Below are 13,721 nucleotides of genomic sequence, written 5' to 3' on the forward strand. Positions count from 1 at the left end.
CGGAGTCGTGAAGCGTCGCAACTCCATGATCACCGATGCGGCCTCACCCGCTCCTTGCGCCTCCACAGAGGCCAAACCCGTCTCGAAATCCCTGGTCAGCAGCCCGTCAGCCGACTACGCAATCGCCCTGGCTCCGGACGTACCGAGCACAGAAGCGGTAACGCAGCACATCAGGCCCTCGCGTCCGATGTGGCATGGGGGGTTTATCGCTACCGCCGCGATTACTGGTGGTCTCGGACATTCGTTGGTCCTCGTCGCCGGCGGCTGTAGGCACGGCTACGAGTGCAGGATCCATGCTCGGGCGCGCTTCGGGAAAGCAGGGGCGCAGCGTTAGCTCGCTTTGTTGACTGCTTCGAGGTGGGGCTCGACGAGGGCCAGTACTGCGTGGTGTGTGGCCGCGTCGGCCGAGATTATGAGGCCACGTCCGGTGTTCAGCGGGTCTCCCGCCAGGTCGCTGACCGTGCAGCCTCCCGCCTCGGCGATGGCGATCCCCGCCGCGAAGTGGAGGTTCTCGTGGAAGGTGCCATCGGAAACGTATACCGCTCTTCGGCCGGCTGCTACCCAGGCCACGCCCCAACGTAGAGGAGATGACGCGGTGCCCGTAAGCACCGCGCACCTGAGGATCATGTACGAGTTGTCCGCCGACGAACGGCCGATCGAGAGGGCCGTCGCAGTTGATCTCGATGAGGCCGGAGGCCGCAGACGGAGCCAGCGGACGGTCCTTGCCGTAGGCGCGCAGGTAGGCAGCCGATCCGTCGGTCCAGAAGACCTCGCCGGCGATCGGGTCGGCGCAGGCGGCGGCACAGCCTATCCCGTCTTGCAGTAGCGCGACGTTGACCGCGACCAGAGGTGTGGTGGCAGCGAAGTTCACAGTGCCGCAGAGCGGGTCGATGAGCCAGCGTCGTCTCGCTGCCCCGGAGCCAGACCCCCCGGTCTCCTCGCCGATGCTTGAGTCGGCGGGACGGTGACGCGTCAGGACCCTCACGATCGCGGCCTCCGCCTCCAGGTCCGTGCCGGTCGCGAAGTCAGTCGCAGACTTCGCGAAGCGAACATGGTCCGCACCGTAGTCCCGAACGACCACCTCGGTCCCCGCGAAAGCTGCCGCAATGGCAACCTCAGCATCCGTCAGGATCATGAGGCGACCCTAGCCACACGACCTACGCACCCGCACCAACCCGTGAACAAGGCCCGACTCGCGGCATGAACGCCGCACCAGGTGCGGCAAATCCGCGCACTACGCGTTCGCGGAGCCAATCTTGCAGACCAGCATGTACCCGTACGAGGGCTCCGCCCCCTCGGGTGGGGTGCTGCCCTGGAAAACCATGGCGAACCCGGCGGCGGCGAAGCGGTCCTCCATCTCCCGAGCCGAAAGCCAGTACCGATCAAAGTCGACGCCAAGACTCCCGACGCGGCTACCCGGACCGTTACGATGCCCTGACCCGTCGCCGTGCTTGAACGCCGCCACCAGATAGCCGCCCGGCCGCACGACCCGGGCCAGCTCGGCAAACGCCCGCACCCGTGCCTCCGGTGCCAGAAAGATCAACGAAAACCAGCACACCACCCCAGCCAGCGACGCGTCCCCGAACGGCAACTCCCGCAGATCGGCGACCTCATAGCCGAAACCCGGATGCTCCCGCCGCGCCACCTCCACCATCCCCGGCGACAGATCCACCCCGCACGGCGACAGACCCCGACCCGCGAGGTACGGAAGAAGCCGCCCGGTACCGCAGCCCACGTCCGCGACCTCCGCACCCACAGCCAAGGTCAACTCGGCGAACAGATCGAGCATCGCGCGCTCGACCGGCATGCCCTCCAGCACCCCGACCAGGTTCTCCGCATACCACTCCGACAACACGTCGTGCGCGTCCCGCAGCTCCTCAGTACTGGCGTCCATCCCCCGCTGACCCTCCCCATCCACTGCCGTCGCGGCAGCGAATCTACCTCAGGACGCCGAGCTCAACACTGAAAAGAAAATTCGACTCCACCCACAGCAAAGTTGCATGGCGTAACGACCCGATCGCGGTATGAGCGTGCGCTGTTACGACTCGGCCAGCCAGGCGAGGAATCGCGGTTCGTCCTCATCGGGAACAGGAATGTCGGTATCCACGCGCCAGAGGACAGGGTCGGATGTGCAGTGGCACCGCCAGGCGTCGAGCGGCCTGGGAGCGCGTCATACCAAGTCCTCGAAGGACTCTTCGCCGGGACGCCAGCACATACAGCGCCCGTCCCTGAAGCCACTCAAGAGCGCGATCTCCGGCCCGAGAACCTCGTCGACCTTGGGATGCAGACAGATCGCCCCTTCGTCGAACTCGATCCGAAGGCCACGGCCGGTCTCCTCAACCGTCGCAACAACGTGGCCCGGTATGAACGCGCGCAACGCGTCGGCGTAGCCCACCTGCCCCGGAGCGATCAGACTGGTCGGCGTCTCCACGACGGGAAACACATCGCAGTTGAGGACCGGCATGTCGTCCGTCGGACCATCAAAACGCAGTTGAACGTAGTCCATGACGAACTCGACCGAGTAGAGACGGAAGCCGACGAGACGACCCAGCAACGCGTTGGGAACGTATGCACCGTGCTGCAACGGCATGCCGTCATAATGCCCGAACAGCCGCCAGCGAAACATCCTCAATTCGGCATGACAGCGCGCCGCCGGTTGTCCCGGCAGGCCGGATCCCGCCGCCCTGCGATCCGCCCTGCCGGGCACGCGCCAGCGTGCCGCCGCAAAGGTCACCGGCGCTCGGCGGGGCGACACCGACCAGACCGCGTACGGGCGACCGCCGGGCCGCCCGTGACGAGAGCCCTGCTGGGATCCACCCACGCAGGACGCACGGCAAAACCGGTCGAAGGCGCCGCCATGACCCACCACGTTCTGCGGCACCGGCGCCGTGCCGGAATCAGATGCCCGTCCGACCCCCGACCGCCACCACCGGCACTCCCCCAGACCGGCACCCGGACACCCCACCGCCGAACCGGGCCCAGGTCAATAGCGGCCAACCGCCACAGGCACCACCAGACAAACAAGATCCACCACAAAGACCGCAGTGGACAGTAGGCCACCCTCACATACGGCACCCGGCCATGATCCAGACCAGGCGACACACAAACGCACTGGTCAGCACCACCCGGCACGAACCCCCACCCGGACCGCACGGTGACGCTCGAGCACCAACGGAGCACCACCGTCCCAACAGACGGGAAACACGGCCACGGAAGTGGGAAGGAAAATGGCCGTGACCGGCGTTTCCGCTGGTCACGGCCTTGATCGTTTGCGCGCCCGAAGGGACTCGAACCCCTAACCTTCTGATCCGTAGTCAGATGCTCTATCCGTTGAGCTACGGGCGCTGGTGCTCGGCCAGCATACACACCCGGCCTTCGCGCGGAGACTCCGGGATTCGAACCCGGGAGGGGCTTTAAGACCCCAACCGCATTAGCAGTGCGGCGCCATAGACCAGACTAGGCGAAGTCTCCCCGGTGGTCCGCAGACCACCGCGCCCGAGAATACAGGCCCGGCCCGGCCGGGAGCAAAGCGACTACCGGAACGAGCCGTACGCAGGGTGCCAGAACGTCTCCCGCTGTACGTTGCTGTGATCAGGACTACGCTCCATCGACATGCAGGAGCAGTCGCCCAGCGAGCAGAACCGCCGTGAGCCTGCTGAGGGAGCCCGTCGACGCTCCCCGGAGGCGACCTTCACGCCGCCTCCGGCGCCGGAACCGGCACCTCGGGAGGAGCAGGAGAAATCCCGTCCTCGGCGGGCGAAGGCGGCACCGAGGGTGCTCTTTCAGCCGCCGCCAGTGCCGGAGCAGCCGCTACCGCGCCAGCCGAGCTCGACTGCGTCCGGGCCGCCGACCACGCCGGTGCAGCCCTTCGCCGCTGGCGCGGAGTCGGCGGCGACCGGCCGGGGCGACGGCACCCCGTCACCGACCGCCGGAAAGGCAGCGGGCGCGACGTCGGCCGTCGGGAAGGCTGCCGCCGCGCCGTCGGCCGGTGAGAAGGCTGCCGCCGCGCCGTCGGCCGGTGAAAAGGCTGCTTCGGTGCCTGCGTCGCGTCGCCGTGGTCAGACTGACCGGTCGGCGGCAGCGGATGCCGCCGGGGCGAGGCAGACCCCAGAACAGCCGCTCGGGGGGACAACTGGAGCGGATGCGGCTCAGGCTGGCACTCGACCTCGGCCAGCCCGCAAGAGGACCACCCCGAGCAAGGCGCTACCGGCAACGACCGAATCATCCGGTTCCAGCGCCGAGCCTCCCGATTCCGACCCGGTGCCGGGCAGCGAGAGCGCTGACAACGCAGCCGCCGGGGCCGGGAAGGCTCCGGCGCGGAAGGCGGCGAAAGCAACGGCGCGGAAGAGGGTTCGGGCAGGCGACGAGCGGGCGGCCGAGTCGGCCACCGTAGAGAAGCCGAGGAAGGCCGCCCGGCGGGCGGGCCCCGCCACCGCCCCAGCCGCAGGTACTGCCGTGACCTCAAGCACAGGGACCGCCGCGTTCCCAAGCGCAGACACCGGCACGGCACCAAGCGCTGGCACCGCCACAGCCCCAGACACAGGTACCGGCACGGCCTCGGGCGTGGTTGGGGCGACGAGCGACACAGCGCCAACCGTCACCGAGCCGACGCCGTCGTCTTCTGAGCCAGAACCGATCAAGGCGGCCCGGAAGGCCACGAAGAGGACCGCCCGGAAGGCGACCAGGACCACCGGGGCAACAAGCGCCGCCCCCACAGCCGACGACGCAACGAGCGCGACCACCACAAGCAAGACGACCAGGAGCGAAATCGCCACGGGCGGGAAGACCACGGGCGCGGCGACCGACGAGGCCGGACCCGGGGCCGCGACTGAGGCCGACCGTGGCACCGGGCGGGACCTTTCGGGGCGTACGCCGGAATCGGAGCTGCGGATGCTCGGCGCGCGGGTGCTCGACCACCCGGGCTTCGCCCCGGAGTTGTTGGCGCTGAGCGCTGTGGAGGCCCTCGGGCCCGGCGCGGCCGAATGGGCGCGGCGGCTGCGGGAGTCGTATCCGGGAGCGGGCGCGCACGGGTTGGCTCGGCTGGCTACTCGGCGCTTCGTTCGGCAGGCCGGGGTCGGTGGGGCGACCGCCGCACTGACGGGGGTTTTCGCGCCGGTGGTCGAACTGGCGGCGGTGCTCTGGTCGCAGGCGAACCTGGCGCTGCACCTGGCGGCGGCGTACGACCATGATCCGACGCACCCGGACCGGGCGGTGGAGTTGCTGGCGCTGACCCAGGTGCACCCGGATCTCGTCAGCGCGCGGTCGGCGCTGGCGGCGGCGCGGGCGGCCGAGGGCCCGGAGACGGAGCCCGGCCCTCGGGCGGTCGAGGCGGCCTGGCGGCTGGCGGCACCGCTGGCCGCGCAGGCGGGCGGTTGGTTGGCGCTACGGCTGGCGTCCCGGCTGCTGCCGGGTTCGGCGGCGTTGGTCGCGTTGGCGGGCAACTCGGCGGGGGCCGAACGTCTGGCTGCCCGGGCCATCGCCCTTTACCGCCCACCGCACGGCACCGGCGGTCAGAGCCAGGAGAACCATTCCCGGGGCAGCAGGGCGTAGCCGACGAAGGCGACGATGTCGAGCAGGGCGTGGGCCACGATCAGTGGCATCACCCGGCGGGTACGCAGGTAGAAGAGGCTGAACACCACCCCCATCACCGCGTTGCCGATGAACGCCCCGAACCCTTGGTAGAGGTGGTACGAGGCGCGCAGCAACGCGCTCGTCGCGATGATCGCGCCGACCCGCCACTGGAGTTGGCGCAGCCGGGTCATCAGGTAGCCGACCACGATCACCTCCTCCAGGATGCTGTTCTGGAACGCGGCGAGGATCAGCACCGGCACCGTCCACCACAGGTCGGGCAGGGCCGCCGGCACCAGGGTGGCGTTGATGCCGAGCTGGGCCGCCACCCAGAACAGCGCCAGGCCGGGCAGCCCGATCAGCGCGGCCAGTCCGGCACCCCGGGCCAGGTCGTAGCCGGGTCGTCCGGCGTCCAGGCCGAGGGTCCGCACCGGGTCGCCGGGGTTGCGCGCCAGCAGGTGTACGGCGAGCAGCACCGGCAGCAGCGCGAAGGTGATGCCGAGCAGCTGGTACGTCAGGTCCAGGTAGGGGCGGGTCGACGCGGAGGTGTTCAGCGCGGCGGTCTGCCGCGACAGGCCGCCTTCGGCGGTCAACTTCGCGATGATCGACACGGTGGCGTAGACGGCCGACTGGCCGAGGGACAGGCCGAGTACCAGCATCGTCTCGGTGCCGAGCGTCCGGCGGGTCACCGGGCGGGCGAGCTCATCGGTCACCGGACCACTCTGCACGACCAGCCGTCCCCGGGTGTCGTTCACCCTCCGCCGAACAGCCTTCACGAGGCGATCGCACATTCTGTGCGACCTTCATACACGCTCCGTGGAGATTCTGGATGGGCCCGATCCGCCGTCAGAAGAAGGAGCGCCCCCGGTGGACAACTTCGCGCGGCTGCTGAAGGAGAGCTGGACCCTGGTCGAGGAGGACCGGGTTCGGCTGAGCGGTCACTTCTACGCCCGGCTCTTCCTCCTCGACCCCGAGTTGCGCAAGCTCTTCCCGGTGCAGATGGCCGGTCAGGGTGACCGACTGTTCGAAGCGATCATCGCGGCGATCCACACGGTGGACGATCCGGAGGGCTTCGACGAGTTCCTCCGCGCGCTCGGCCGGGATCACCGCAAGTACCACGTCGAGGCGACCCACTACGACACGATGGGCGTGGCGCTGCTGGACGCGTTGCGCAGCATCGCCGGTGACGGCTGGAACCTGGAGTACGACCAGGCGTGGCGGGAGGCGTACGCGGCGATCGCCGAGAGGATGCTCGCCGGAGCGGCATCGGACGACGACCCACCGTTCTGGCACGCCGAGGTGCTGACCCATCAGCGGTACGGCCCGGACACGGCGGTCTTGACCTGCCGGGCGCTCCAGCACCCGCTGACCTGGAAGGCGGGTCAGTACGTCAGCGTGGAGACGCCGCGCCATCATCCCCGGGTGTGGCGGACGTACTCGATCGCCAACGCACCGAACGACGACAACGTGTTGGAGTTCCACGTCCGTACGCCCGCTGACGCCGCCGGTTGGGTTTCCGGCGCGTTGGTCCGTCGTACCAAGCCGGGCGACCTGCTGCGGATCGCCGCGCCGATGGGTTCGATGACCATCGACCGCTCGTCCGAGCGGGACATCCTGTGTGTCGCCGGTGGTGTCGGGCTGGCCCCGATCAAGGCGCTGGTCGAGGAGCTGGCCGGCTACAACCGGGCGCGTTGGGTGCATGTCTTCTACGGCGCCCGGACCGAGGCGGATCTCTACGGTCTGGACCGGCTACGGGAGTTGGTCGCCGCCCATCCGTGGCTGTCGGTGACTCCGGCGTGCAGCGACGACCCGGATTTCGACGGCGAGCAGGGCGACATCTCCGACGTGGTGGCGCGCTACGGCCCGTGGACGACGCACGACTGCTTCGTCTCCGGCTCGGTGTCGATGGTGCGTTCCACGCTCCGGGTGCTCGCTGCGGATGATGTTCCGCCGCAGCAGACCCGGTACGACACGTTCGGCAACCTGTAGGACTTTTCTCCCCCCGAACCGGGGCGCGTGCCCCTGCCCCCTGGGGCACGCGCCCCGGTCCCCAACCGGGCGGACCGGCACCGCCCGCGCGCCACCTCGCCCGTCCGGCCGTCGTTCCCACCCGGGCGGGCGGGGTTGCGCTGCGACACGCGGTGCGTGATCGGCTCAGTAGCGCCAGGGGTTGCCGGATTCGCGGTACTCCTCGATCGGCACCAGTGGCACTCCGGGTGCCATCCGGTCGACGTAGAGCCGACCCTCCAGGTGGTCGATCTCGTGCGCGACCAGCCGGGCCATGCCGAACTCGAAGGATGTGATGATCCGGCTGCCGTCGTACTGGGCGTGTTCGACGTCCAGGCGCAGGGGTCGTGGCACCAGTCCGCGATGGTCGAAGAAGGAGAGGCAGCCTTCGTACTGCTCGTCGGTGTGTGGCGCCTCGTCGACCACCCGGGGGTTGAGCAGCACGATCGGCTCGGCGGTGCGGTCCGGCGGGCGGACCACCGTCGCGGCTCGGTCGATGTCGAGTTGCGGGGCGGCGATCCCCACTCCCTTGGTGAAGGGGTGCAGTTCGTCCAGCCTGGCCAGCGCGGCCAGCAGCCGGTCGATGATCTCCCGGGCGACCGGTTCCTCGCGGGGCAGGTCGAGCGGGCGGGCCGGCCGCCGGAGCAGGTCGGCGCCGCGCTGGACGATGCCGAGCCCACGCATCCGGTCGGACGGCCGGACTCGCCCACCCTCCGCCTCGGGCTCCGGTTGTGCCCGGAACCGCCATTGCAGCCGGTACCGGGCGTTCAGCGGCGGATCGTCGGTCGCCCAGTCGAAGATCGCCCGGTCGCCCTCGTCGCTTCGGGTCACCGCGGTCCGCAGCGGGCCCTCCTCCGCCGAGAGCGAGGTTTCCGCGCCCCAGACCTGCGGGTCCAGCGCCACCGGCAGGTCCAGACGTACGGCGAGGTGCCGGGTCGGTACGCGGACCGCCCGCTGGAACCACGGCCCCCACTTGTCCTGACCGACGGTGTACGCGTACTCGATGGTGGCGCGGCGGCCGGGGTAGAGCGGGAAGCGTCGTTCGCCGTTCTCGAAGAGCAGCCAGATCTCCTTGAACGCGTCCCGGTCGTGTTTGGCGCGCCAGTGCATGGCTTCCCGCTCGCCGGCCTCCTCGCGGTACGCGCACAGTTGCAGCTCGGCGAAGCTGAGTGGGTGTTCCCGGTGGTGCCGGTTGGAGCGGCCCGGATCGTTGGGGTAGCGGTCGACGGCGACGCGGACCAGGTATCGGGTGACCGGCTCGACACCGGCGTTGTACAGCTCACGTCGAATGACGCAGCGGTAGGAGTCGTCGGTGTGGGTGAGGGTGGCTATCTCCCGTTCCACGATCAGCCCGGTGCCGGGCGGCATCCATTGGCCGGGTATGCCGGGTTCCCGAGGGTGGCGTTCGTTGCGGGCGTGACGAAGCTCGTCGTACTCCCGGAAGCGTTGCCAGATCGCGCCGCTGGCCTCCAGGACGGCTTCGGCGCGGCGGGCGAAGTCCTCCGTGGGTCGGTGTCGTCGCCCCTCGACGTGGCTGACGTACGAGGGGTCGAATCCCATCAGGTTGGCTAGCTGTTTCTTGGACAGCCCCCGCTCCGTTCGATGCCGGGCGAGTTCGGCGGCGAAGGAGTCGGCAGCCCGATCGAGCGGTGAGGTCGTCATCAGCTTCCTCGTGGCCGGGAGTACCAAGTTTCACGTTGAGTCGCCGGGCGCACACACATCTGGCACCTTGTCGACAAGTGCCTTGACTGCTGGGGGATTCCTACCGATACTGCCCCGAGTCTCCGCGCCAGCACTGTGCGTAGTCATCGCCCGGCACGTGACCCGGGTCGCCTGTCTTACCCCTCCGTCGGGTTCCCCTGCGCCCGAAAGTGTGGTTAGGCTAGCCTTAGTTGGGCCATGACGGCTTCGCATCGGGTGGGTCGGGTGACGTGGGGGTGGATCAGGTGACAGCGGTGCTGCCCCTCAGGGATCCGGCAGCCACACCCCTGGCCCCGGTCACCGCGACCCTGCGGAGCATGTTCGGCACCGACGACCTTCCCGGGCTGACTCCGGGCCTGCTCGTCACCGACGAGGCCGGATGGGCTCCGGCGACCACGCTGACCGGCACCCGACTGCCGGAGCTGCTTGAGTCGGCCGTACGGCTCTGGGGTGGCACCCCGCACGCCTCCGCCGCGCTCGCCTGGAAGGCGTACAGCTACTGGACGGCGCTGCCGGTGGTGCTCGGCTGGGCCGCCGCTCGACGGGTGCCGCTACTCGACCACACCATGGCCTTGATCCACTTCGCCGATCCGCGGGCCCTGGTCACCGTGGGACTACGCGAGTCGGTCCCGGTCGCGGTGCTGCCCAACGATCCGCTGGCGCTGTCCGGGCCGTCCCAGGTCCGGGTGGTCGCCGACGAGCGGGAACTGCTCGCCACAATGCGGGCCACCCTGCTGGACGGGCACTTCTCGCCGCTGGTCACGGCGATCCAGGGCGAGGTTCGCATCGGCGCCCGTACCCTGCTCGGCTCGGTGGCCTCGGGCATCGCCCACGGGCTGCTGCGCGCCGCCGACGGGTTGCCCGGTTCCACGGTCGAGGCGATCGACACGCTGCTCGATGCGCTCGGCCTGGCCGACCTGGTGGAACTGGTACCCGGTCCGAACGGCGAGCCGACCGTGCAGCGCCGCACCTGCTGCCTGGCGTTCACCCTGCCCCAGCCGAAGGTTTGCCAGGGCTGCTGCATCCGCAGCTGAGCCGGCCCGCCGTTCACCCCGTCAGGGGGCGTACGTCCCAGACCCAGACGCCACCCACGTACTCGGGCTCGATGCCGGTCAGCTCGGTCATCCCGGTACGCAGTGCGTCGGCGTGCTCCTGCGGCCCGAGGATCACCACGCCGGCCCGCCAGTACCGCAGGTCCGCCACGGCCTCCTGGCGGGACCGCCCGGTGACCGGTGGCACCTCGCCGGTACGCCGGATGGTGCCGAAGAAGCTGCTGGTGGGCCGGGGTGGCGCGGAGAACAGGGCGACCAAGCCCCGGCCCGGTCGGGTGTCCGGGCCGAGGAAGTAGCCACGAGCGATCGGCATCTCCTGCCGGGTGTGCGCGGACCAGCGCAACGGCTCGGCATACTCGGTGTCGGGCAGCGGCAGGGTCACCACGCTGCGCCCGCCCTCCAGGTAGGGACGCCAGGCACCGGAGGTGACGAACTCGGGGGTCGGTTCGATCCGCTTCGTCGGCAACGGGGTGGGCAGCACCGGCACCAGCGCCATCGCCAGCCCGGTCACCGTGACGAAGCGGATCTGCGCCCGGCGGTCCGGATGCCGGGCCGCCACCTCACGGGCCTGCTCCGCGCCGTACGCCAGGAGCAGCCCGATGATCGGGGTGATGGCCAGCGCCCAGCGGGTCGGCACCACCGAGTGCAGGATCGGCAGGTCCTCCAGCAGGGCCCACGGCCCGGGAACACCGGTGTCACGACGGTCGAAGCGGATCTCCCGACCGAGCGAGAGCACCGCGAAGAGCAGCCCGAGCACGGCCAGCCCGACCACCACGGCGTTGCGCCGCAGCCACCACACCAGCGCCACCACGAGGATTACCAGGGGCCAGCCGAAGAAGGCGTTCTCCTCGGTCGGGTTCTTGGCGAGCCCGGCGGCGCTGCGGGCGTCACCGGCCAGCGACTCCCGCGAGTAGGCGAAGAAGGAGGCCAGGTCCGTGGAGTAGCCCCGGATCAGCCAAGGCAGCCCTCGGTAGGCGCCGGGACCGAAGAACTGCACGTAGAGCGGGTAGGCGAGCAGCAGGGCGGAGACGGCGGCGGCGACGCCGAGCCCGGCGGCGAACGGACGGGCCCGGGCCCGTAGCTCCGGCCGACCGATCAGCATCGCGCCGATCACCACGGCGAGGCCGATGGCGGTCATCAGCAGGATCTCCAGGTTCAGGAACGCCTGCCAGACGATCACCAGGGCGAGCAGCAGACCATTGCGCCACCACCGCCCGGCCTCGGCGAGCCGCAGCGTACGCCAGATGATCAGCGGCACCACGTACTGCGACACGATGTTCGGATGCGCGTTGGCGTGCGAGACCATGGCCGGCGCGTACGCGCAGAAGGTGGCGCCCAGCCAGGCCGGTCCCCGCGAGCCCGGCAGTAGGACGCGGGCGAGCAGGAAGTACCAGGCGGTGGCGGTGGCGATCATGCCGAGGGTGAGAAACACCAGAAACGCGGCCCGGGTACCGAAGAGCAGGGTTATCGGAGTCAGGGGCAGCGATACGGACAAAACCGATGTATTCGCCATCAGGTTGACCGATTCCGGCACATTCATCCGGTCTGACGTGAATGGATAGGCGAACTCGGTGACCACCCGCGCCCCATGCGCCATCATCCACTCGAATTGGGGCATATCTGTTGGGTTGTCCCGAATGCCGTCGCCGGGATTCAACCACATCCGCGCGGTCACCCAGAAGCCGAGTGCGGCGAAGCTCGCCACGGCGGCGACGTCCTTCCATCGCCCGCGACCGTCGCCCGCCGAGCGCTCCGACCGGTCAGCGGCCCGTCCCGCCTCGGACTGCGCGACAGGTCGGCCCGAATCGGGAGTAGTCATAACAATTCACAGCGTAGTCGGCTTATGTGGCCACCGTGCAGGGTTCGGGGCACTGGCGTAGTATCGGCCGAGTTCGCTGACCACCACCGATCGTGCACATAACCCCGACCGTTAATCGGCTATCGAGGGCCCCGATATCCCCGCCGTCCGGGCGGATGGTTCACTCAGTCGGTCCCGGCGCGGGTCGAGTCGTATCGTGAGGAATCGACGCATGGCAGAAATCACTGGGGATCAGCGCGTGCAGTCCGAGGTCTTGGAGGGTCTCGCCACAGCGGTGAATCACCGGCGCTGGTTCGTCGAGTTGGCCGTGCCCTACCTGGGCGACAATCCCATCGAGATCGGTAGCGGCCTCGGCGACTACGCCCTGGAGTGGAGCGAGCAGTTCCCCCGGTTCACCGCCACCGAGGCGGACCCGGACCGCCTGATCGCCCTCAAGGAGCGCCTCGCCGACCATCCCTCGATCGAGGTACGGCAGATGCTGCTGCCCAACTCGGAGCGGGGCGACTACAGCGCCGCGGTCTCGTACAACGTGTTGGAGCACATCGAGGACCACGTGGGCGCGCTGCGCAGCATGGGCCAACTGGTCCGGCCGGGCGGAGCCGTGGTCATCATCGTGCCGGCGTTCCAGTTCGCGATGAGCCCGGCCGACATCGCCACCGGTCACGTCCGGCGCTACACGAAGAAGACCCTGACCGCCGCGATGACCGAGGCGGGCCTCCGGGTGGAGAAGATCCACTACGCCAACGCGCTCGGCTTGATCGGCTACTTCATGGCCACCAAGGTCTTCCGCCTGATGCCGAAGGAGGGCCCGATGGTGAAGGTCTACGACACCCTCGTCCTCCCGGCGACCAAGGCCGCCGAGCAGATCGTCCGGCCGCCGTTCGGCCAGTCCGTCTTCGCCGTCGCCCGCACGTCGAGCTGACGCCCCCGCCACCACCCGCCGTCGATCATGAGGTCAGCGGCACACTGACCGTCGGCCCTGCCGCCAACCTCATGATCGATCGGGGATCGATGCTGGTCAGCCGGCGATCTGGTAGGTGGGGCGGATGGTGGCGCGGGCCAGGGTGTGGAAGGCGAGGTTGAAGCCGACGTAGGCGGGCGTCGACTCCGGCGTCACGTCGAGGCGTTCGACGTCGAGCGCGTGCACCGCGAAGACGTACCGGTGCGGACGGTCACCGGCCGGCGGGGCGGCACCGCCGAAACCGTGCTCTCCGTAGTCGTTGCGCACGGTGAACCCGCCCCGCAGATCGTCACCGGTCGCACCGCGCGGCAGCTCCGTCACGTCGGCCGGCAGGTTGACCAGCACCCAGTGCCAGAAGCCACTCCCGGTCGGCGCATCCGGGTCGAAACAGGTCACCACGAAGCTCTTCGTCTCCGCCGGGAAGCCCGACCAGGCCAGATGCGGCGAGACGTTGTCGCCGCCGGTGCTGCCGTGGGCGTGAGCCGCGTCCATCGGCTCACCGTTCTGCACATCTTCACTGGTCAGCGTGAAGGAGGCGACGGTCGGCAGCAGCTCGTACGGGTCGGGAGCGATGGGACGTTCCAAGGTCATCGACACAGGTCCTTCCGGAGGA

Annotated in this window: 11 protein-coding genes and 2 tRNA genes; 4 read left to right on the forward strand and 9 right to left on the reverse strand. The window is 69.4% G+C overall.

Features of this window, described 5'->3' with window-relative positions:
- Positions 1–106: 106 nt before the first annotated feature.
- The 5 genes from FF096_RS21700 to FF096_RS21720 form a co-directional block, all read right to left on the reverse strand.
- A complete protein-coding gene (locus FF096_RS21700; protein ID WP_309223728.1) occupies positions 107–1,135 on the reverse strand; it encodes an inositol monophosphatase family protein in 1,029 nt (342 codons plus the stop codon).
- A gap of 99 nt (positions 1,136–1,234) precedes the next feature.
- On the reverse strand, positions 1,235–1,894 hold the full coding sequence (locus FF096_RS21705; protein WP_155221411.1) for a class I SAM-dependent methyltransferase: 660 nt from the start codon (positions 1,892–1,894) through the stop codon (positions 1,235–1,237).
- A 276-nt stretch (positions 1,895–2,170) separates the two neighbouring features.
- The gene (locus FF096_RS21710) at positions 2,171–2,734 is read right to left on the reverse strand and encodes a hypothetical protein (RefSeq protein WP_230462840.1); all 564 of its coding nucleotides are present in this window, start codon (positions 2,732–2,734) and stop codon (positions 2,171–2,173) included.
- A 538-nt stretch (positions 2,735–3,272) separates the two neighbouring features.
- Positions 3,273–3,345: transfer RNA gene (locus tag FF096_RS21715), tRNA-Arg, on the reverse strand.
- 35 nt (positions 3,346–3,380) lie between these two features.
- Positions 3,381–3,471: transfer RNA gene (locus FF096_RS21720), tRNA-Ser, on the reverse strand.
- A gap of 1,419 nt (positions 3,472–4,890) precedes the next feature.
- Here FF096_RS21720 and FF096_RS21725 point away from each other — a divergent pair.
- On the forward strand, positions 4,891–5,550 hold the full coding sequence (locus FF096_RS21725; protein WP_230462851.1) for a hypothetical protein: 660 nt from the start codon (positions 4,891–4,893) through the stop codon (positions 5,548–5,550).
- Here FF096_RS21725 and FF096_RS21730 read toward each other — a convergent pair.
- Complete coding sequence (locus FF096_RS21730; RefSeq protein WP_309223729.1) at positions 5,511–6,281, reverse strand: type II CAAX endopeptidase family protein; 771 nt, start codon at positions 6,279–6,281, stop codon at positions 5,511–5,513. The genes FF096_RS21725 and FF096_RS21730 overlap by 40 nt on opposite strands.
- Before the next feature lie 154 nt (positions 6,282–6,435).
- On the opposite strand from FF096_RS21730, the gene FF096_RS21735 reads away from it, so the two are divergent.
- A complete protein-coding gene (locus tag FF096_RS21735) occupies positions 6,436–7,557 on the forward strand; it encodes a globin domain-containing protein (protein WP_309223730.1) in 1,122 nt (373 codons plus the stop codon).
- A 165-nt stretch (positions 7,558–7,722) separates the two neighbouring features.
- On the opposite strand, the gene FF096_RS21740 is transcribed toward FF096_RS21735, so the two are convergent.
- Positions 7,723–9,237 carry a peptide deformylase gene (locus FF096_RS21740; protein WP_155221413.1) on the reverse strand — a complete coding sequence of 505 codons (1,515 nt, stop codon included), beginning with the start codon at positions 9,235–9,237 and terminating at the stop codon, positions 7,723–7,725.
- 356 nt (positions 9,238–9,593) lie between these two features.
- On the opposite strand from FF096_RS21740, the gene FF096_RS21745 reads away from it, so the two are divergent.
- Entirely contained in the window at positions 9,594–10,310 is a 717-nt protein-coding gene (locus tag FF096_RS21745; protein ID WP_196222608.1) for a ferric iron reductase, read from the forward strand.
- A gap of 13 nt (positions 10,311–10,323) precedes the next feature.
- Here the strand turns inward: FF096_RS21745 and FF096_RS21750 are convergent, their stop codons facing one another.
- On the reverse strand, positions 10,324–12,147 hold the full coding sequence (locus FF096_RS21750) for a hypothetical protein (RefSeq protein ID WP_155221414.1): 1,824 nt from the start codon (positions 12,145–12,147) through the stop codon (positions 10,324–10,326).
- A gap of 211 nt (positions 12,148–12,358) precedes the next feature.
- On the opposite strand from FF096_RS21750, the gene FF096_RS21755 reads away from it, so the two are divergent.
- Complete coding sequence (locus tag FF096_RS21755) at positions 12,359–13,069, forward strand: class I SAM-dependent methyltransferase (protein ID WP_155221415.1); 711 nt, start codon at positions 12,359–12,361, stop codon at positions 13,067–13,069.
- A gap of 96 nt (positions 13,070–13,165) precedes the next feature.
- Here the strand turns inward: FF096_RS21755 and FF096_RS21760 are convergent, their stop codons facing one another.
- Positions 13,166–13,699: a YbhB/YbcL family Raf kinase inhibitor-like protein gene (locus FF096_RS21760; RefSeq protein ID WP_155221416.1), complete on the reverse strand. Its 534-nt coding sequence runs from the start codon at positions 13,697–13,699 to the stop codon at positions 13,166–13,168.
- Positions 13,700–13,721: the final 22 nt, after the last annotated feature.

Origin of the sequence: Micromonospora sp. CP22, assembly GCF_009712475.1 — a bacterium.
Taxonomy (GTDB): domain Bacteria; phylum Actinomycetota; class Actinomycetes; order Mycobacteriales; family Micromonosporaceae; genus Micromonospora.

Excerpts from the sequence above, each read along its gene's own strand:
- FF096_RS21700 (WP_309223728.1), bottom strand. The coding sequence starts at position 1,135 with ATGATCCTGACGGATGCTGAGGTTGCCATTGCGGCAGCTTTCGCGGGG.
- FF096_RS21705 (WP_155221411.1), bottom strand. The coding sequence starts at position 1,894 with ATGGACGCCAGTACTGAGGAGCTGCGGGACGCGCACGACGTGTTGTCG.
- FF096_RS21725 (WP_230462851.1), top strand. The coding sequence starts at position 4,891 with ATGCTCGGCGCGCGGGTGCTCGACCACCCGGGCTTCGCCCCGGAGTTG.
- FF096_RS21740 (WP_155221413.1), bottom strand. The coding sequence starts at position 9,237 with ATGACGACCTCACCGCTCGATCGGGCTGCCGACTCCTTCGCCGCCGAA.
- FF096_RS21745 (WP_196222608.1), top strand. The coding sequence starts at position 9,594 with ATGTTCGGCACCGACGACCTTCCCGGGCTGACTCCGGGCCTGCTCGTC.
- FF096_RS21750 (WP_155221414.1), bottom strand. The coding sequence starts at position 12,147 with ATGACTACTCCCGATTCGGGCCGACCTGTCGCGCAGTCCGAGGCGGGA.
- FF096_RS21755 (WP_155221415.1), top strand. The coding sequence starts at position 12,359 with ATGGCAGAAATCACTGGGGATCAGCGCGTGCAGTCCGAGGTCTTGGAG.
- FF096_RS21760 (WP_155221416.1), bottom strand. The coding sequence starts at position 13,699 with ATGACCTTGGAACGTCCCATCGCTCCCGACCCGTACGAGCTGCTGCCG.